Origin of the sequence: Sphingomonas sp. SORGH_AS_0879 (assembly GCF_030819175.1) — a bacterium.
GTDB lineage: Bacteria > Pseudomonadota > Alphaproteobacteria > Sphingomonadales > Sphingomonadaceae > Sphingomonas.
The window spans coordinates 2,557,442-2,576,145 of the sequence record NZ_JAUTBJ010000002.1 but is presented as its reverse complement, the minus strand read 5'-3'; the positions used below and the strand labels follow the sequence as shown (position 1 = coordinate 2,576,145).

General features: G+C 68.1%; 14 protein-coding genes, 1 pseudogene and 1 riboswitch. Of the genes and pseudogenes, 8 read left to right on the top strand and 7 right to left on the bottom strand.

Annotation, left to right across the window (positions count from 1 at the left end):
* Positions 1-75 precede the first annotated feature (75 nt).
* The 5 genes from QE379_RS12755 to QE379_RS12735 form a co-directional block, all read right to left on the bottom strand.
* Positions 76-3,300 (bottom strand): efflux RND transporter permease subunit, encoded by a 3,225-nt coding sequence (locus tag QE379_RS12755; RefSeq protein ID WP_307000975.1) that lies wholly within the window; start codon positions 3,298-3,300, stop codon positions 76-78.
* Positions 3,297-4,457 (bottom strand): efflux RND transporter periplasmic adaptor subunit, encoded by a 1,161-nt coding sequence (locus QE379_RS12750; protein WP_307000973.1) that lies wholly within the window; start codon positions 4,455-4,457, stop codon positions 3,297-3,299. The genes QE379_RS12755 and QE379_RS12750 overlap by 4 nt, the downstream gene beginning before the upstream one ends.
* Entirely contained in the window at positions 4,454-5,713 is a 1,260-nt protein-coding gene (locus QE379_RS12745) for a TolC family protein (RefSeq protein WP_307000971.1), read from the bottom strand. Before QE379_RS12745 ends, QE379_RS12750 begins: the two co-directional genes overlap by 4 nt.
* Before the next feature lie 57 nt (positions 5,714-5,770).
* Positions 5,771-6,109 (bottom strand): hypothetical protein, encoded by a 339-nt coding sequence (locus tag QE379_RS12740; protein WP_307000970.1) that lies wholly within the window; start codon positions 6,107-6,109, stop codon positions 5,771-5,773.
* Between the two features lie 142 nt (positions 6,110-6,251).
* Positions 6,252-7,385 (bottom strand): ROK family transcriptional regulator, encoded by a 1,134-nt coding sequence (locus QE379_RS12735; RefSeq protein ID WP_307000969.1) that lies wholly within the window; start codon positions 7,383-7,385, stop codon positions 6,252-6,254.
* Between the two features lie 123 nt (positions 7,386-7,508).
* On the opposite strand from QE379_RS12735, the gene QE379_RS12730 reads away from it, so the two are divergent.
* From QE379_RS12730 to QE379_RS12720, 3 genes are read left to right on the top strand one after another with little or no spacing between them, the layout of a single operon-like run.
* On the top strand, positions 7,509-10,049 hold the full coding sequence (locus QE379_RS12730; protein ID WP_307000968.1) for a TonB-dependent receptor: 2,541 nt from the start codon (positions 7,509-7,511) through the stop codon (positions 10,047-10,049).
* Between the two features lie 8 nt (positions 10,050-10,057).
* Positions 10,058-11,206: a YdcF family protein gene (locus QE379_RS12725; protein WP_307000967.1), complete on the top strand. Its 1,149-nt coding sequence runs from the start codon at positions 10,058-10,060 to the stop codon at positions 11,204-11,206.
* An 11-nt stretch (positions 11,207-11,217) separates the two neighbouring features.
* Positions 11,218-12,195, top strand: coding sequence for a nuclease (locus QE379_RS12720; protein WP_307000966.1), 978 nt, complete (start codon positions 11,218-11,220; stop codon positions 12,193-12,195).
* Positions 12,196-12,248: 53 nt separating this feature from the next.
* Here QE379_RS12720 and QE379_RS12715 read toward each other — a convergent pair.
* Positions 12,249-13,487: pseudogene (locus QE379_RS12715) on the bottom strand (MFS transporter); the annotation flags it as partial.
* A 180-nt stretch (positions 13,488-13,667) separates the two neighbouring features.
* Positions 13,668-14,366 carry an NUDIX domain-containing protein gene (locus tag QE379_RS12710; protein WP_307000965.1) on the bottom strand — a complete coding sequence of 233 codons (699 nt, stop codon included), beginning with the start codon at positions 14,364-14,366 and terminating at the stop codon, positions 13,668-13,670.
* A gap of 78 nt (positions 14,367-14,444) precedes the next feature.
* On the opposite strand from QE379_RS12710, the gene QE379_RS12705 reads away from it, so the two are divergent.
* From QE379_RS12705 to QE379_RS12685, 5 genes are all read left to right on the top strand, one after another.
* Positions 14,445-15,026: a cysteine hydrolase family protein gene (locus QE379_RS12705; RefSeq protein ID WP_307000964.1), complete on the top strand. Its 582-nt coding sequence runs from the start codon at positions 14,445-14,447 to the stop codon at positions 15,024-15,026.
* A gap of 220 nt (positions 15,027-15,246) precedes the next feature.
* Entirely contained in the window at positions 15,247-16,257 is a 1,011-nt protein-coding gene (locus tag QE379_RS12700) for a glycosyltransferase family 2 protein (protein ID WP_307000963.1), read from the top strand.
* Positions 16,258-16,262: 5 nt separating this feature from the next.
* Positions 16,263-17,246: an acyl-CoA dehydrogenase gene (locus QE379_RS12695; protein ID WP_307000962.1), complete on the top strand. Its 984-nt coding sequence runs from the start codon at positions 16,263-16,265 to the stop codon at positions 17,244-17,246.
* Positions 17,243-17,896, top strand: coding sequence for a PIG-L deacetylase family protein (locus tag QE379_RS12690; RefSeq protein ID WP_307000961.1), 654 nt, complete (start codon positions 17,243-17,245; stop codon positions 17,894-17,896). Before QE379_RS12695 ends, QE379_RS12690 begins: the two co-directional genes overlap by 4 nt.
* On the top strand, positions 17,893-18,486 hold the full coding sequence (locus QE379_RS12685) for a class I SAM-dependent methyltransferase (RefSeq protein ID WP_307000960.1): 594 nt from the start codon (positions 17,893-17,895) through the stop codon (positions 18,484-18,486). The genes QE379_RS12690 and QE379_RS12685 overlap by 4 nt, the downstream gene beginning before the upstream one ends.
* A gap of 71 nt (positions 18,487-18,557) precedes the next feature.
* Positions 18,558-18,667: riboswitch (TPP riboswitch) on the top strand.
* Positions 18,668-18,704 lie beyond the last annotated feature (37 nt).

Below are 18,704 nucleotides of genomic sequence, written 5' to 3'. Positions count from 1 at the left end.
CGGCGTCGATTTCGAACAGATAGCGGTAGTGAAGCTCGGGCCCGCCCCCGGCGACGGCAGGGGGCGGGCAGGCGCTCAAGCCGCGACCGGCGGCCCGATGCGCCTCCGGGCCTTCGCCCAGCGCGCCGCCCAGGCGGTGATCGCGGGCAGCACGACCAGCGTCAGCGCGGTGGAGGTGATCAGCCCGCCGATCACCACCGTCGCCAGCGGCCGCTGCACCTCCGCCCCCGTGCCGGTCGCCAGCGCCATCGGCACGAAGCCCAGCGAGGCGACCAGCGCGGTCATCAGCACGGGCCGGACCCGCTCCATCGCGCCCTCGGCAATGGCCCGGTCATCCTGCTCGCCCATCGCGCGGTGCCGGGCGATGGCGCTCATCATGACGAGGCCGTTGAGCACCGCCACGCCCGACAGCGCGATGAAGCCGACCGCTGCGGTGATCGAGAAGGGGATGCCGCGCAACAGCAGCGCGAAGACGCCTCCCGCCAGTGCCATCGGCACCGCCGAGAACACGATCAGCGCAGGGACAAAGCCGCCCAGCGCCATGAACAGCAGCGCATAGATGGCCAGGAAACAGATCGGCACTACCAGTATCAGGCGAAGCCGCGCCGATTGCAGGCTCTGGAAGGTGCCGCCCCAGTCGGTATACATGCCCGGCGGCAGCGACAGGCGCGCGATCCGCGCCTCCGCCGCCTCGACGAAGCCGCCCAGGTCGCGGCCCCGGACATTGGCCTGGACGGTGATCATCCGCTTGCCATTCTCGCGGCTGATCTGGTTCAGCCCCTGGGTATAATGGAAGCTCGCCACCTCGCGTAAGGGCACCGAGCGCGCCGTTTGCCCCTCGGCGGCGGGGAGCATCACCGGGATCGCGCCCAGCGTGTCGATATCGTCGCGCTGCACGTCGGGCAGGCGGACGACCACGGCGAAGCGGCGATCCCCTTCGAACACCAGCCCCGCCTCGCGCCCGCCCAGCGCCGCCGCGACCGTCGCTGCGATCTCGTCGACCGACAGGCCCAGGCGACCCGCCGCCTGGCGGTCGATCCGCACGTCGAAGGTCGGCGCGCCGTCGGTCTGCTCGACGCTGACATCCGCCGCGCCCGGAATGGTGCGCACGGCCCCCGCGATCTTCTGCGCCTCGGCCCCCATCGCGTCGAGATCGTCGCCGTACAGCTTGATCGCGACATCGGCGCGCACACCCGCGATCAGTTCGTTAAAGCGCATCTGGATCGGCTGCTGGATCTCGGTGCGGTTGCCGATCACCTGTTTCATCCGTTCCTCGATGCGGCGGATGATGTCGGCCTTGGTCCGCACCTCGGCGGGCCATTCGCTCTCGGGCTTGGGGATGATATAGGTGTCCGACGCATTGGGCGGCATCGGGTCGGTGCCCAGATCGGCATTGCCGTTCTTGGAAAAGACCAGCGCCACCTCGGGCAGCGTCTTCAGCGCGTTCTCGATCCGCATCTGCATCTGCGTCGACTGGTCGATCGAGGCGGAGGGGACGCGGAAGTTGGTGACGGTGATGTCCTTCTCGTCGAGCTGCGGCATGAATTCCTCGCCCAGCAGGCCGAAGCCCAGCAGCGCGGCCGCGAACACCGCCGCCCCGCCCATCACGAAAGGGCGCGGCCGGGCGATGGCGCGGGCGAGCACGGGGGCGTAGCGCGCCTTGAACCAGCGGATCGGTCGCACCTCGGTCTCCTCGACGCGGCCCTTGATCAGGATCGCGATCATCGCGGGTACGAAGGTCAGCGACAGGAGGAAGGCGCAGGCCAGCGCGATCATCAGCGTGATCGCCATCGGCGCGAAGGTCTTGCCCTCCACCCCCTGGAAGGTGAGGAGCGGCGTGAAGGCCAGGAATATGATCGCCTGGCCATAGACGGTCGGCCGGATCATCTCGCGCGCCGAAGCGGCGGTGGTCTCCAGCCGTTCCGCGCGGGTCAGCAGCCGCCCCTCGACCTGCTGCCGCTCGGCGAGGTGGCGCAGGGCGTTCTCGACGATGATGACCGCCCCGTCGACGATCAGCCCGAAGTCGAGCGCGCCCAAGCTCATCAAATTGCCCGATACGCCCAGCATGTTCATGCCGGTCGCGGTCATCACCATGGTGATCGGAATGACGGCGGCGGTGATGAGGGCGGCGCGGACATTGCCGAGCAGCAGGAACAGCACCACGATGACCAGCAGCGCGCCCTCGACCAGGTTCTTCCGGACCGTAGCGATGGTCGCGTTGACCAGCTTCGACCGGTTATAGACCGGCTCGGCAAAGACGTCCGGGGGCAGGGTGCGGTTGATCTGGACCAGTCTGTCGGCGACCGCGGTCGAGACGATGCGGCTGTTCTCGCCGACCAGCATCAGCACGGTGGAGATGACCGCCTCCGATCCCATGCGGCTGCCCGAGCCGGTGCGGACCGCGCCGCCGATCGTCACCTGGCCGACGTCGCGGACCCGGACGGGCACGGCGTTGCGGGTGGCGACGACCGCGTCCTGGATATCCTCGATCGACTTCAGCCGCGCATCCGCGCGCACCAGGAAGCTTTCGCCTGCGCGTCGGACATAATTGGCCCCCGCCGACACATTGGCGCGCTCGACCGCATCGGCCAGCTCGGTCATCGATATGCCGTAGGAGGCTAGCGCCGACAAATTGGGCTCGATCAGATATTGTTTGACGTAACCGCCGTTGGAATCGACGCCCGCCACACCCTTAACGGTGCGCATCTGCGGCCGGATGATCCAGTCCTGGACTGTGCGTAAGTAAGCCGCCTTGGCGAGTTCGGTGGTCAGTCGCTCGCCCTCGGGGGTCAGGTAGCTGCCGTCGCTCTGCCAGCCGGGCTTGCCATCGATGCGGCGCGCGCCGCGCCCGTCGGGATGGCGAAAGGCGATGGAATAGAAGAAGATCTCGCCCAGCCCGGTGCTCAGCGGCGAGAGACTGGGCTGGACTCCGGCGGGCAGGCTGTCCTTGGCCTGGGCCAGCCGCTCGGCGATCTGCTGGCGCGCGAAATAGATGCTGGTCGCATCGGTGAACACCGCCGTCACCTGGCTGAAGCCGTTGCGCGACAGCGAGCGGGTCATCTCCAGCCCCGGAATGCCCGCCAGCGCGGTCTCGATGGGGAAGGTCACCTGCTTCTCGACATCGACCGGCCCCAGCGCGGGGACGAAGCTGCTGACCTGCACCTGACGGTTGGTCACGTCGGGCACCGCGTCGATGGGCAGCAGCGTGATCTGCCACACGCCGAACGCGACGACGGCCAGCGTCAGCACCGCGACCAGCCAGCGCAGCCGGACCGAGCCGGACAGGATGGCGGCGATCATTCTTCGCCCCCCATATCCTTTTCGAGTTCGGCCTTGATCAGGAAGGCGTTGGTCGTCGCGATCCTCGTACCCACCGCGATGCCGCCCGCGATGGCGACCATGCCGTTGGAGCGGCCCGCGATCGTCACTGGCCGGGCGCGAAAGCCTCGCGGGGTGCGGACGAACACCATGTCGCGCCCGCCCAGCGTCTGGACCGCGTCCTGCGGGATCAAGATACCGTCATGCGCCGCGCCGCCGCTGGCGAAGATGCGCGCCTGGACCAGCTGGCCCGGCGCGAGCGTGGCGGCGGCGGCCAGCGGCGTGACGATAACCGTCGCGGTGCGCGACTGCGGATCGACGACGCCGGTCGCGGCGCGGACCCGGCCCGCTAGGATCTGTCCCTCGCGGGTGATGAGGTCCACCCGGTCGCCAGCCCGGATGCGCGCGGCCTCGGTCGGGGGAACGGCGGCGGCGATTTCCAGGCGGCGGGGATCGGCGACGTGGAACAGGTCGGTTTCTGCCGCGACATATTGCCCCAGCTTCGCCTCGGTCATGGTCACGCGCCCGGCGATGGGACTGGTGACGGCCACCGAGCGCCCGTCGCCGGTGACGCGCGCGGCCCCTGCCGCCGCGCCCGCACGGAGCGCATCGGCCTGCGCCACTACCAAATTGGCCTGGGCCGCATCATAGTCGGCGCGCGGCGAAACCCCCTGCGCCAACAGCCCGCGCTCACGCTCCAGTTGTCGCCGAGCCAGCCCGACCCGCGCGGCGGCGGCGGCGCGGTCGGCGGTGATCTGCGAGGCGTCACGGCTTTCGATCAGCGCCAGCGTCTGCCCGGCCCGCACCGCATCGCCCAGGCGGACGAGGATGCGGGTGACGGTGCCGGGCGCGCGGGCGGTCAGCACGGCGTCGGCATCGGGCGTCGCCTGGACGGTTGCGGCGGCGATGACCGCCCGGTCCAGTTCGCCCGTACCCGCCGCCGCGACGGCGATCTGCGACGCGGCGATGGCTTGCGGCGATAGGACCAGCGTGTCGCGTGGTCCCTCTTCGGCAGCGGGCTGGGTGGTGGGGGCGGGGGATGCGGTCGGCTGGGTCAGCCGGGCCGCACCGAAGCCCAAAGCAGCGGCGGCGACAAGGCCCAGCGCGGCGCCCGCATAGAGACGATGTTTGGCGATCATTGGACCGGTTCTCCGGTGATGCTGAGGCCCGCCAGGCGGGCCAGGGTGGCGCGCGCCTCGAAACGGGCGATGTCGGCGTCCAGGATGACGCCGCGCGCGGCGCCCAGATTGTGGCGCGCGCTCAGAAGCTCGATCAGCGGCGCCTTGCCCGCCTCATAGGCGAGGCGCGCCAGCCGATAGGCTTCCTCGGCGGTGGCGAGCATCCGCCTCGCCGCCTCGCCCCGCTTGTCGGCAGCGGCGATCAGCGCGACGGCGGCGCGGGTGCCCGCCTCGGCCTCTAACAGCGCGGCGGCGGCGCGCGCTTCCATGCCCTGCAACTCGGCCTGGGCGGCGGCGATATTGCCCCGGTTGCGGTCGAAGACCGGCAGGGGGACGGAGACGCCCGCGACGACCGCCGGGCCGTTCGCGACGCGCAGCTGTCGCACACCCAATTGCGCGGTGATGTCGGGCGTGGCGCGGCGTTGCTGCACGGTGACCGCGCGGGCGGCGGCGTCACGCTCGGCATGGGCGAGCTTCACCGTCGCGCTCTGCATCGGGTCGACCGGGCCGCTCGCCGGACGCGCGTTCATCCGGTCGATCAGCGATTCGGCGATGCCGCTATAGGGTGTCGGCGATCCGGCCAGCGCCGCCAGCCGGGCGAGCGCGCCGACCCGCTGGGCACGGGCGACCTCCAGGTCCGACTCCATCGTGTGCAGTTCGGTCTCGGCCTGGATCTGGCGTAGCCGTGCCTCCTTGCCCGCCGCGACCAGCGCGCGGGCGACCTTGAGCACGTCGGTCGCTTCCTCCACCTCGTCCTCGGCCAGCGCGATGCGGCGGTCGGCGGCCTCGGCTCCGGCATAGGCGCGGGCGAGGTCGGTCGCGAAGGCGATGCGCCCCTCGATCCCGCGTATCTCGGCCAGGGCGACCCCGGCCTCTCTGGCGGCGATCCGGGCGGCGCGCTTGCCGCCCAGTTCGATCGGCTGGTCGATCTGGAGCGTCGTCTGCTGCTGGTCGCGGGCATTGGTGCGAAGGTCGCCCGCGAAATTCTCGGCCAGCAGGTTGATGGAAGGGTTGGGTCGGGCACGTGCCTGTTCGGCCTGACCGCGCGCCTGCGCCACATCGGCGTCGAGCGCGGTGACGCGCGGCGCATCGCGCGCTTGACGCAGCAGTTGCGAGAAGGGGGGCGCGGTTTGCGCCAAGCCCGCACCGGCGGTGCATAGCGCCGCCAGCGTACCGGCCCGCGCCATACCGCGCGCCCGGCGAATGAAACCGTTCATATCGTTGCTGTTCCTGCCACATGGGGAGCCTGTTGACGCCGAAGCGCCGGACCGGGCTCAGCGGCGAGGGGGTCTCAGCAGGGCGGCGGGAGTGATGCCGCCGGGCAGGTCGTCGATGGCGATCGTCCAGCGGGTGACGGACATGCCGATCAGGGGCGCGGGCGCCGTCACGCCCGCATAGACGACCCATTGGCTGACCGTATGGGCAAGGACATGAATGGGCGCATCGGGATCGCTTTGCGATGCCGCGTGGCTGTGCAGGACCGATACGGCGTGAACGGGATCGTCGTCATGGACCATGGCGTCATGCCAGCCCGACAAGCCGATCAGCCCCAACACCGCCAGCAGGGCCAAGGTAGCGCTCAGAAACGCGGATCGGGCGTAACGGGTCGCCATGACGGCAAGAATGGCGGCAAGCGCTCCCCGAGGCAAGCCCGTGACCGCCATCGGGCGCGCAGAAGCGGTCGTGGCGGGCTGGTCGTTCGGCAGATCATATCGTTGGCCGGCGCGTTTCGCTCAGAGAGCCGGTCATCGATCGTCAGTTTCGCGTAATTGTTGCATGGATCGGCAACAGGGCCGCGCCCAGCGCGGCGCCCGCGCCGCCGAGCAGGGACATTTCGACCGTATATCGCCCGATATCGCTCTCGACACTATGGTCGCCCCAGATGATGTCGCGGCGGTTCAGGCGTTCGACAAGGCCCTGCATGATGGGGGTGGGCAGGGGGCTCATCAGACGGATGGCACCCGGTTCGAGCCAGGCTATCGCCGAGTTGACGGTTTGCAGCAGTTGATCGGCGGCGCGTTCCAGCCAGCGGTCGATGACGGCTTCATATCCCGGAATTGCGTCGGCGAAGTTGGCGAGCGAATCCACGCCGCATCCCGCCGCCTGCAACGTCGCGATGAGGTCGAGCGTGGTCGGGCGGGGCCGGTCGCCCGGATAGAACATTCCGATCTCCCCGGCACCACCCGCTTCGCCGCGCATCAATCGCCCTTCGTGGATGATCCCGGCGCCGACGCCGTGCCCCAGCAGGATCACGATGGCCGTGGTGCAGCGTCCGATCAGTCCGCCGAGATAATATTCCGCCAGTGCGGCGGCGGTCGCATCATTCTCGATCCAGATCGGCAGTTGCAGCGTCTCCGCGAAGATGTCCCGCAGAGGCGCGTCCTTCCATCCGGGCAGGTTGCGGACGATGCTCCAGCGATTTCCGTCGCGCGAAAGGGCCGGTCCGGGCGCGCTGAAGCCCACGCCGTAGAGCCGCCGCCCCAGCAGGCGATGTTCGAGGGTGAGTTCGTGGATGCGACGATCGACATGCCGCGCGAAGCCCGCCGGATCGGTCAGCTCGATCGCCTCCGACGTCAGGGCGATGACCCCGCCCGCATAGTCCACGACCGCGATCTCCAATATCCCCGCATAGAGCGCGAGCCCGAAGGCATAACCGCCTGCCGCGGAAATCCGAAGCGGCACCGTGGGGCGGCCGCGTGCGGGCAAGGCCTCTGACGGCATCTCCTCGAGCAGGCCTTGCGCGGCAAGCGCCTTGGTCAACCGGGTCACGGCACTGTTGCTGATCTGGAGCGTCGCGGCGAGGGTGGAGCGGGACTGCGCGCCGTGGGTCCGCAACTGCCAGAGCAGGCGTTTTTCCTCGTCCAGAAGAGTGAGTGAGGGGTATCTCATGGCCTGGACTTGATAACCGCCTGAAGTTGGGGAGGCGATTAATTTTCGCGGAAATAAATAAATCCGTCACACGCACCGCCCATCGGCGCGCTCAATCGCACCGCATTTCGGGGGAACATTCTGATGAAACGCCACAATCTCTTCGCCAGCTCCGCTATGGCCGCACTGTGCGTGATGGCTGCTCCGGTCCATGCGCAGACGGCCAGCCCGACCCCGACCGAGGCGATGGACCAGGTCGCGTCCGAGACGACCGCTGCCGATCCGGCGCAGGTCGATAACGGCGCGCATGGCGACATCATCGTCACCGGATCGGCCCGCGCGCAGCGTCGCTTCGACGTCTCCTATGCGGTCAACTCGCTGTCGCAGGCCGATGTGCAGAAGATCGCGCCGAAGAGCTTCGCCGATCTGCTCGGCACGGTTCCCGGCATCCAGGTCGAGGCGACCGGCGGCGAGGTGCAGAACGTCACCCGCGTGCGCGGCATTCCCACCGATCGCGGCTATCTGATCTTCCAGCAGGACGGCCTGCCGCTTTACCACGAGATCGACGGCGTCTTCTTCAATTCCGGGGAAGGCATGAACCGCTACGACCTGATGACCGAGCGGGTCGAGGTCGTGCGCGGCGGCCCGGCGCCGATCTATGCCAGCAGCGCGGCGGCTATCGCCAACAACATCACCGTATCGGGCGGCCCGGTGGCGCGGGGCAAGGCGCAACTGACGCTGGGCGACACCGGCCTGTACCGGCTCGACGCGATGCAGTCCGGCCCGATCAGCGACGACACCTATTTCGCGATCGGCGGCTTCCTGCGGCAGCATGACGGCTATCGCTATGGCGGTTTCCCCAGCGACAAGGGCGGCCAGATCCGCGCCAACCTGAAGCACGACCTGAGCAACGGTTTCGTCAAGCTTTCGGCCGAATATGTGAACGACCACAATGTCTTCTACCTGCCGATCCCGACCAATGATCCGCGCAATCCGACCGTCTCGCTCAATCCCTATATCGACTATTTCACGGGCACGTTGAACTCGCCGTCGCTGCGCAACGTCAACATCAAATATCGCGACGGGGCGGGCGCCTTGCAGAGCATGAACCGCGACCTGTCCAACGGCCGCCATATGCGGTTCTTCAACGCCGCACTGGACTATGAGGCGGACTTCGACGGCTGGAAGGTCTCCGCCAAGCTGGGCGGGACCAAGGGCAAGTCGAGCTTCGACGCCTTCTACTCCACCACCAATCCCGCCGACGCCAACAGCTTCGCCGCCAGCTATCTGAACGCGGCGCGCACCGCCTTCGGTGCCAATGTCGCGCGGCTCGGCTATGCGTTTGCGGGGACGAACGGCGCGTCGGTCTATGATCCCTCGGCCGCGTCGGGACTGGTCATGTCGGGGCAGTATCGCGCGTCGGAATCGGACTTCTACTCGGTGCAGGGCGACCTCAGCGTTACCCGCCAGTTCGCGACCGGCCTGGGCGAGCATGACGTGCGCGTCGGCGTGTATAGCTCCTTCTACGGCAACACCCTGCTCCAGGCCTATCAGGACATGTTGATCGAGGTGCGCAGCCAGCCGCGCACGCTCGACCTCGTCGCCTATTCGGCGACCGGGCAGGTGCTGGGCTCGGTCACCCAGAACGGTGTGCTGCGCTACACCACCACGCTCAATCAGGGCGCGGGCGATGCGCAGATGATCGCCTTCTACGCCAACGATACCTGGGACATCACGCGCGGGCTTCGCGTCGACGCGGGTATCCGCACAGAACGCTATAGCTACAAGGGTTTCGCCTCGCCGACGACGCAGGTCAATCTGGGCGACGCGACCACGCTGGCCGACGACACCACCCGCGCCTTCACCGGGCAGGTGCTCGACCAGCGGCTGAAGCCCAATGCGACCAACTGGACGGTCGGCATCAATTACGACCTCACCCGCCATTTCGGCGCTTATGGCCGCATCTCGAACCTCGAAGTGCCGCCGCAACTCGGGGTGGTGACCAGCATCAATCCGGCGATTGTGAAGACCAAGGCGCGCCAATATGAAGTCGGCCTGAAGGCGAGCTTCGGCCCCAACTATCTCTATGCGACCGGTTTCTATACCAAGTTCAACCCGTTCAACGCCTCCTTCGCCGCGTTCAACCCGGTGACCGGTCGCAATGACCAGACGCTGCCCTTTATCGGCGAGGCATCGGTGAAGGGTGTCGAGGTCGACGGTCGTGTCGCGCCGGTCCGCTGGTTCTCGCTCGACGGATCGGTCACCTGGCAGAATCCGGAATATGCCAATCTCCAGAACACCTCGGGAGCGGACCCGAGCGCAGTGAACGGCAACCAGATCATCCGCGAGGCCAAGTTCTTCGGCAATCTTCGCCCCAGCGTCGATTTCGACCTGGGCGAGCAGCGGCTGTCGGTGTTCGGTCGGTTCGAATGGGTCGGCCGCCGCTATGTCGATCTGTTCAACCGTACCGCGATGCCGGGATACCAGACGGTTGGCGCGGGTGCCTCGCTCGACTGGGGGACGTGGCGCGTTCAGGTGGTCGGCGACAATCTGTTCAACGCCCATGGCCTGACGGAGGGCAATACCCGGACCGACCAGTTTGCGGGCCAGGGTTCGTCGACGGCGATCTATGGTCGCCCGCTGTTCGGGCGGAACTTCCGCCTCATCGTCAGCCGGAGCTGGTGATGCGGACCATGGCCAGCGCCGCCATGCTCGCCCTGACGGCGCTCGCCGCCCCGGCGCAGGGGCAGGAGGTGGGCGACCGCGTCCTCTCGGCCCTGTCCGCGCGCCTCTTTCCGATGCTCGACGCCGCCGGACGGGATCCGGCTGCGCTTGGGCGGATCGTCGGCACGCCCGAGATGAAGCGCGTCCTGACGGCCCGTCGCGATCGCCGCGCGGGTTGCGGGAGCGATCTGACCTGTCGGGCGCAAGCGATGCTCTGGAGTCCGCAGGATGCCGATGCGCTTCGTCGCGCCGTGGCGGGGGAAAAAACTTTGCCCGCCGCCGATGACGGCGTGGGAGCGCAGGCGGATCGCGAGATCGCGGGCGTCAACATGATCGTCCGCAGCTATGCGCTGGGGGCCGTACCCACCACCGCGATCGACGGGCCCGGCACGGTGTCGCCGCAGGATCGGCAGTCCCGGCTCCAGGCGGCCGACTGGCTATCGGATACGCTCCGCGCCGGATCGGCACAAAGCCTCGATCCCAGCATCGACTATGCGCTGGCGCTGCTTGATGTCAGCGACCGGACCGACGCGATCGGCCATGAGCCGCTGCTGGACGGCGCCAATGCGGCGGCGGCGGCGCGTGCCAGGGGACTGGACTGGCGGCGCTATCGCTATGGCGCGATGATCGTGACGGGCGTCGGACCGGAGATCGAGGGTGAGCCGCTCAGCCCGTTCGGCAAATATCATCTCCGCCTGGCCGCGCGGCGGTTCGCGCAAGGGGATGTCGCCTTCATCCTGGTCAGCGGCGGTCGCGCCCATCCGCGCGCGACGCCCTTCACCGAGGCCGACGAAATGCGCCGGGCGCTGATCGAACGCTACGGCATTCCGCCCGAGGCGATCATCAGCGAGCCCTATGCCCGCCACACCACCACCAATCTGCGCAACGCCAGCCGCATGCTCGCGCGGTTGGGTATGCCCGCCGATGCAGAGACGCTGATCGTCTGCAACCCGGCGCAGAGCGGCTATATCGAAAGCGCCAAGTTCGCCGAGCGCAACATGGCGGAACTGGGCTATCAACCCGGCCGGGTCGTCCGCCGTGTCTCGCCGACCGAACTGGTCTTCCGCCCGTCGCGCCTGTCCCAGCGTGTCGATCCGCGCGACCCCCTCGACCCCTGAAAGGAATCGGCATGAGACGCCTAGCCCTGGCCGCCGCCCTGATCCTGTGCCCCGCCGCCGCCCAGGCCTGGGGCGGGACGGCCCATGCCGTGATCGACCGTGCGGCGATCGAGGCCATCCCGGACGATGGCCCGGTCTTCCTGCGCCGCCATGTCGATTACATCGCCGCCTCCGCCGCCCTGCCGGACAGCTGGCGCGGCGATGCGGAGGGCTTCTCCAAGATCGAGGAGGACCCGAACCATGGCTGGTTCCGCGAGCAATTCGCCTTTCTGAAGCCGATCCCCCGCTCGCGATACGAATTCGTCCTCGCGCTCTACAAACGCTACCAGGTCATCAAGGACCGCGATCCCGCGACTGCTGCGCGCACCAATGTCCGGTGGACCGGGACGCTGCCCTATGCCGCCATGGAGGCCTATGATCGGCTGATCGTTTGCATGCGTGCCATCCGGGCGGCGCGGGCCAGTGGCGGCGATGCCTCGGTGCCGGAACAGCATTGCGCGTTCCAGGCGATCCGGCTGGGCCATTATATCGGCGACGGCTCTCAGCCGCTGCACGACTCGGTCAACTCCGATGGCTGGCGGGGTCCCAATCCGAACGGCTATACCCGCGACCGCAGCATCCATGGGCGGTTCGAGAGCAGCTTCGTCGATGCCATCGGCCTCAAGGCGGGGGACATTCTGCCCCGGATCGGGGCACCGGGCCATCGGGAGGGCGACATGTTCGAGGCCGTGTTGCGCTTCCTCGACCAGTCGGGCGACCGGATGGAGACGGTCTATCGGCTGGAAAAGCGCGAAGGATTCCGCAACCCCGCCGACAAGGACGTGCGCGCGCTGATCTATGAGCGGACGGCGGCGGGTGCGGCGATGCTGCGCGATATGCTCTGCCGCGCCTGGGCGGAAAGCGCGATGCCCCCGGCCAAGGTGTCGCCGTCGCCGCTGGACTTCGACAATCCCCGCTTCAACCCGGAGACGGGCTCCGCCGTGCCCTGACGCCGCCCCAGCGCGCGCATGAGGCTGGCATGGCGCGCATGATCCAGTGTGAAGCGCCGCAGCAACAACATCGCCAGCACCGCACCGACCAGCGGCACCCCCAGCCCGAGCGCGACCATGCCCAGCCGCACCGCCTCGGGCTGGACCGCGCCGGGCACATAGCCGAGCAGGTTCAGCGCCCCGCCGATCATCGCGGTCGAGGCCGCGCCACTGGCCTTCACCAGCACCAGATAGAAGGCGAACAGCCCCGTCTCGAACCGCCGCCCGTGCCGCCACTCGACGACGTCGACCGCATCGGCCAACAGGCCCCAGGGCAGCATGAAGACGCTGGCGAAACCGAAGCCGATCACTGCCGCGCACGCGACCTGTCCCATTGGCCATGTCATGCAAAACCCGAACAGGATCAGCCCGAGCGCGCTCGCCGCATGGCCCGCAGCGAGCAGCCGCGCCTTGCCGAAGCGATGCGCCAGCGCGGTCCAGGCGAGTACGCCGCAAAATTGCCCCGCTGTCATCGCCGTCAACAGCAGGGAGACGGCGCCCGGCCGCGCGACGACATAGCTGCCGACATAGATCAGCATCCGGCCGAAGCACGGCATCGCGAACCCGGTGACCAGCGCCAGTGCCGCCATGCCCAGCACCATGGAATCGCGCAGCGGCACCCTGATCCCGTCGCCCTTCAAATCCTTCGTCGCGGTGGGCCCGTCACGCCCGCCCGACGCCCACACGCACAGCGCCATAGTCAGCGCGAAGGCGAGGCCGACCGCGATCCCCGTGCCCGCCAGGGCGGTGAAATGCCGCGTCCGACCGGCCTGCTGCACCATCGGCGTCAAGACGGTCGCGATGACCAGCGCGCTGGCGGTGCTGAAGAACAGCCGGTATCCCGAAACTCGCCCACGCGCGCGGCTGTCGCGGCTGACCTGCGCCATCAGGGCATTGTGCGGCACATCGACGACTGCATAGGCGCTGCGGAAGATGAGGATCGTGGCCGCCACCACCCAGATCCGGTGCACGCCCAGTCCCGGCATGGCATAGATCAGCGCGAACGCGGCCCCGCATGGCAGCGCCGCCATGGCGATGGTCCAGCGATAGCCTCGCCCCGCCGCGCGACAGCGGAGAACCAGCCGCGCCGCGAGCAGGTCGAACACCAGATCGCCCACCGCCGCGATCAACAGCATCCCCGCCGCCCGCGCGCCGCCCAGCCCGAGCACGTCCGTCAGGAGATAGAGGATCGTCAGGTCGGCGCCACCGAACACCAGCGCCTTGCCGAAGTTGCCGGACGAATAGGCGATCATCCGTATTTCGCTGCCGATGGTCGTGGTCGGCGATGTCGTTCTGGCGAGGAAAATGGGAAATTACATCCTGTTGTCGCGTCCGCCGCCGAGCGTTATTCCGCGATCATGTCATCCCGGCGACAGTGATCGGTGACGTCGATGGACGCGCTGGAGGATGGTGGCCCGGCAGGATAGGGGCCATCACGGCTTTCCGGTGTAGCGATAGAGTTCGGCGGGGCGGAAGGATGCGCCGGTCTCGCGCTCGCCGGTCGCGGCGATCCGGCCGCTGTCGATCAGGCGGCGGCGGAAGGCGGGTTTGTTGAGCGGACGACCCAGTATCGCCTCATGCACGTCCTGAAGCGCGCGGAGCGTGAAGCGTTCGGGCAGCAGCGCGAAGGCGACCGGCGACCAGTCGAGCTTGCCCCGCAGCCGCCGGATCGCAAGGTCGATCATCGCGTCATGGTCGAAGGCCAAGGGGACCGCCGCACCATCGACCGATGCCGTTATGGGACCATCCTCGGACGCGGAGACACGGGCGAGCGTCAGGCCCGGTGCTGCGGTGAAGCGTTCGGCGGGAAGCAGCGCAAAATAGGCGACGCTGATGATCCGCATGCGCGGGTCGCGGTCCACCGCGCCGAAGCTATAGAGCTGTTCGAGATAGGCTTGGTCCATCTGCGCCTTGGCACCCAGCACCCGCCGCGCCGCATCGTCCAGGCTTTCTCGGATGCCGACGAACCCGCCAGGCAGGGCCCATGCTCCCTTATGGGGATGCGCGGTGCGCCGGTGAAGCAATACCGCGGGAGCGCCATCCACAACGCTGGTCAGGATCAGATCGACGGCGACCGAGGGCCGCTCGAACGTCCCCGGATCATAGCGGTCGAGGAACGGAGATTCGTCCATCAACCGGACCTTATATGCATTATGCACTTTACCTATGCGTAACGTACGCCTATGTCAATGGATGAGAGGAGACGTCGGATGCGTTTCGTGGTCGTCGTGGACATGCAGCGGGATTTCGTCGCCTCGGACGGCGCCTTGCTGGTGGCGGGCGCGGAAGAGATGGTCGCCCCGATGAACGCCTGGCTGGCGTCGCTCCAGCCTGCGGAGGTAGCCGGAGTGCTGTTCACCGCCGACACCCATGTCCCCGAGGTCTACGCCCTGTCGGAAGAGGCTAAGCAGTTTCCGCCGCATTGCGAGGTGGGAACGCCGGGCTGGGCGCTGGTGGTCGATCCGAATGTCGTGGATGCGGCCATCCCCACCTACCGGCTGGAAAAGGGGGTGTTCGACATGTGGGCGGAGCCCGGCCTGGTGGTGGAGCGGATCGGTACGGCGGACACGACCGACCGGGAGGCATTCTTCAACGGGTTGCAGGCCCAAGGCGTGGAGCATGTCGAGGTGGTCGGCGTCGCGGCGGATTATTGCGTGCGCTGGGCGGTCGAGGGGCTGCTGGCGCGGGGCTTCCGCGTCACTGTTCCGGTGGGGCTGACACGAGGCATCGTCCGGCAGATCGATATGGTCGCGCTGGAGGAATGGACGGGCCGCAACCTCGCGATTGCATGACGATCGCACGCCGCGAGCGGCCATGGATCTGGGCATCTTCGGCTCGTATCGCCAGACGCGCGGATCGAACGCTAACAGCTTGATATTCATCAAGGCGGAATCCCGCGCTCGCGCCTACATGTGCTATTGATCGGGATCAGCCCTATGATTTCGACAACTTGCTGTCGCGGCGATCCCGGCGGTCGGTAGAGGGAGAACATATCTGCTCGACGACGCACCCGTGGCCATCTGCGTCCCTGCTCGGAACGAGGCGGCGATGTTGCCCGGTCTGCTGGCGGCGATCGCCCAATTGTCCGGCGACCTGGGCGCGTTGGACGTCTGTATCCATCTCGATGATTGTCGGGACGGCAGTGCGGCTCTGCTGGATCAACTTGCGCCGACCTTGCCATTTCGTTTGACCGTGGCGCAGGGGGGCCGCGACGGGCCGCCCAATGCGGGGGCCGCCAGACGCGCGGCGGTGGCGATGGGGCTGGCGCTTCTGGTCGACGGCGAAGGCCTGGTATTCACGACGGATGCCGACAGTCAGCCGCGTCGCGACTGGATCATGGCGGGGCGCAAGGCCCTGATCGAGGCCGAGGTCGCCGCTGGCCGCATCGTCCGAACCCATGGTGGGAACGATCCCCAAGCCTCCAGGATCGAACATTATTATGATCGCCTGCATCGATACCGCCGGAGCATCGACCCGGTGGCGTGGGAGGCGCGCGATACCCATCATTTCAGCGGCGGCGCCAATATCGCGATCCGGGCCTCGGCCTATCGGATGATGGGTGGTTTCCTGCCCCTTCCGTCGGGAGAGGATGCGCGATTGCTCGACGATGCGGCGCGCGCGGGGCTTCGTGTCCGCCGGGATGGTGCGATGGTGGTGGAGACATCTTCCCGCCGCGAGGGGCGGATTGCGGGCGGACTCGCGGGACTGTTGCTCGCGCTGGATCGGGGCGAGCCGCCCCGCATGGCCGATCCACGCGCCGCTGCCTGGCAGTGGCGGGCCCAGGCGGAGGCTCGGCGGGGCTTCGCCATGATCGACCGGGTCGATGTGCGACTGACCCTGGGCGAGCGATTGGGCCTGACGGCGGATCACATTTTGGGTGTCGCACGGGACTGCCCCAATGACGAGGCGTTCGCGATGCGCGTCGTTCCCGCGTCGCCCGATCACAAGGCCATGATATCGTTATGCGAGGCGGAGGATATCCTGACGGGACTGGAAACCGAATGGCGCGAGATGGCGGCATGAACGCCATGGCCGAGGCGTTACAAAAGGCGATCGCGGCGCATGGTTGGGCGGATACGCCGCCCGTCGATCCGCAGATGCCCGAAGGATATGTCGCGTTGTTGACAGGTCTGTACGAATCCGGTCGTCGCGATCTGCCGCTCGCCCGATTGCTCGAAGGGCATGTCGATGCGGGTCAGATCGTGCAGCGCTACGGATCGGCTCGCCAGGTGGAACGGTTGAGGCATCTGGTCGGGCAGGGGGGGATGCTGGGGGTATGGAACGCCGCTCTCGCGGGCGAACCCCTGCGGCTGGAGGGCGATCGACTGAGGGGCGGGAAGAGCTATGCGTCGGGGGCCGGCGTGTTGAGCCATGCGCTGGTCACGGCGGATACGCCCGGCGGCCCGCAACTCCTTCTGCTCGACCTGTCACGAATTGTCCCGGTGATCGATCGCGACTGGTGGCGGGTGACCGGCATGCAGCGGTCCGAGACGCATCAGGTCCGCTGGCACGACGCGGTGATCGAGGACGAGGATCGGATCGGTGCGCCCGATCTCTACGCGCGCGAACCGTTTTTCGGCGGCGGGGCATTGCGGTTCGTGGCGGTCCATGCCGGGGGTGTCGCCGGAATATGCGACCGGACCCGCGACCATCTGGTGCAAACGGGGCGCTCCGACGACCCCTTCCAGTCCGCGCGGCTGGCCGAGTTGTTCGGGCTGGCGGGGACGGCGGCGGCGATCGTGCGGCGGACGGCCACGCTTTGGTTCGAGGAAGCGGAGGATGAGGCGCGGCTGGCGCGGGTCGCCTCCGCGCGTCTGGTCGTCACCGATGCGGCCGAGCGGGCGATCGTGATCGCTCGGGAGGCGGTCGGCCTCGCCGGACAATTCCTGTCGCATCCGCTTTCTGCCCTGCTCAGCGATCTGGCGGTCTATCTGCGCCAGCCCGTACCCGATGTCCAACGCCTTAGGGTCGGGCGGGCGGTGCAACGGGGTTTGCTGGCGCCTTCCTTGTGAAGCTCGGCCTTGTAGGCGTTCGCCGGGCGGTCATCGTCGCGCCGCATCCCGATGACGAGCTGATTGGCGCGGCCGGTCTCATCCAGGCGTTGCGGCGACGCGGTGCGAACGTGTCGGTCATCGTGGTCAGCGACGGCGCGGCCTCGCATCCGAACAGCCCGACATGGCCCGCCCATCGCCTGATCGCCGCGCGAGAGAAGGAGAGCCTGCACGCCCTTCGTCGACTGAAAGTAGGGCGCGACGCCGTGACATTCCTCCGGCTGCCCGATGGCGGTCTGTCGACGCATGGCGATCGGTGCCGCGAGGCGCTGCACCAGGCGCTTCGCAAGCATCGGAAGCCGGATGTGCTGGTCGGGCCCGCCGCGACCGACGCGCATACCGATCACCGGGCAGTCGCGCTGGCGCTTGCGCAGTTCCGGTTCGGCGGACGGCGTCTGACCTATCAGGTCTGGCCGCCCCAGCGCCGGACGGTGGCCCGCTGCCGGACCGTGTCTCTGCCCGGTGGCGCAGCGGCGAAGCGGTCGCTGATCAGGGCGCATCGTACCCAACTCGGTGCGATTGCCGACGACCCGCATGGCTTCGCGATCGCCCGGCATGAACTGGCGGTCTTCGCCCATCCGGTCGAGCGCTTCGTGGAGGAGCGGCGATGAAGGCGATCGATCTCGGCGGCTTTTCCGAGAAGTTCGCGACGGACGACGACCCCTGGCGCACCTTCTCGAACCGGGATGAGGCGGTGAAGCGCGCCGCGATACTGCATGCGCTGGGGGAGGGGCCGCTGGGCCGGGTCTTAGAGCTGGGCAGCGGCAACGGGTCGAACAGCCGGGCGATCGCGCCGCGCACGCTCCGCCTGGATGCGACCGAGGGAACGGCGGAGGGTACACGTCTGACGGCGCGCGCCCTCGCGCCCTGGCCGCGCGGTCGGGCAATCACCCTGGCCTTGCCGGCACGCTTGCCGCGCTCGGCCTATGACGCGGTCGTGATCGCGGAGATTCTCTATTATCTGTCGCCGCGCGCGATGCGACAGGTCGCGATTGATGTCGCCCAAGCGCTCCGTCCCGGCGGACGGCTGGTGCTGGCACATCACCGGATCGACTATTATGATTTCGCCCAGCATGCCGCCGATATTCAGCTGCGTTTCCTTCGCATGACCGGTGTTTCGTGGCGGGTCGCGACCGTGCGGCGCACCGCCCGCTGGCATGTCGTCGTCGCGAGACGAGGTGACGGCCCGTGCGGCAAATGATCGCGCCAGGGCCGTAAAGTGGCGGTCGCGCCGCGATAGGCATTTGCATGTGCGCCAGAAGCGCCTAGACGACGCCATCCCCGGGGGGCCGCTGATGCGCGGTTGAGAGGTGGGCAGCAGCCCATGACCCGCTGAACCTGATCCGGGTCATACCGGCGTAGGGAGGGGCGCGGCTTATCGGTCGTCCCTCCGTGTGAAGTGGACGCGAAAGACGATGC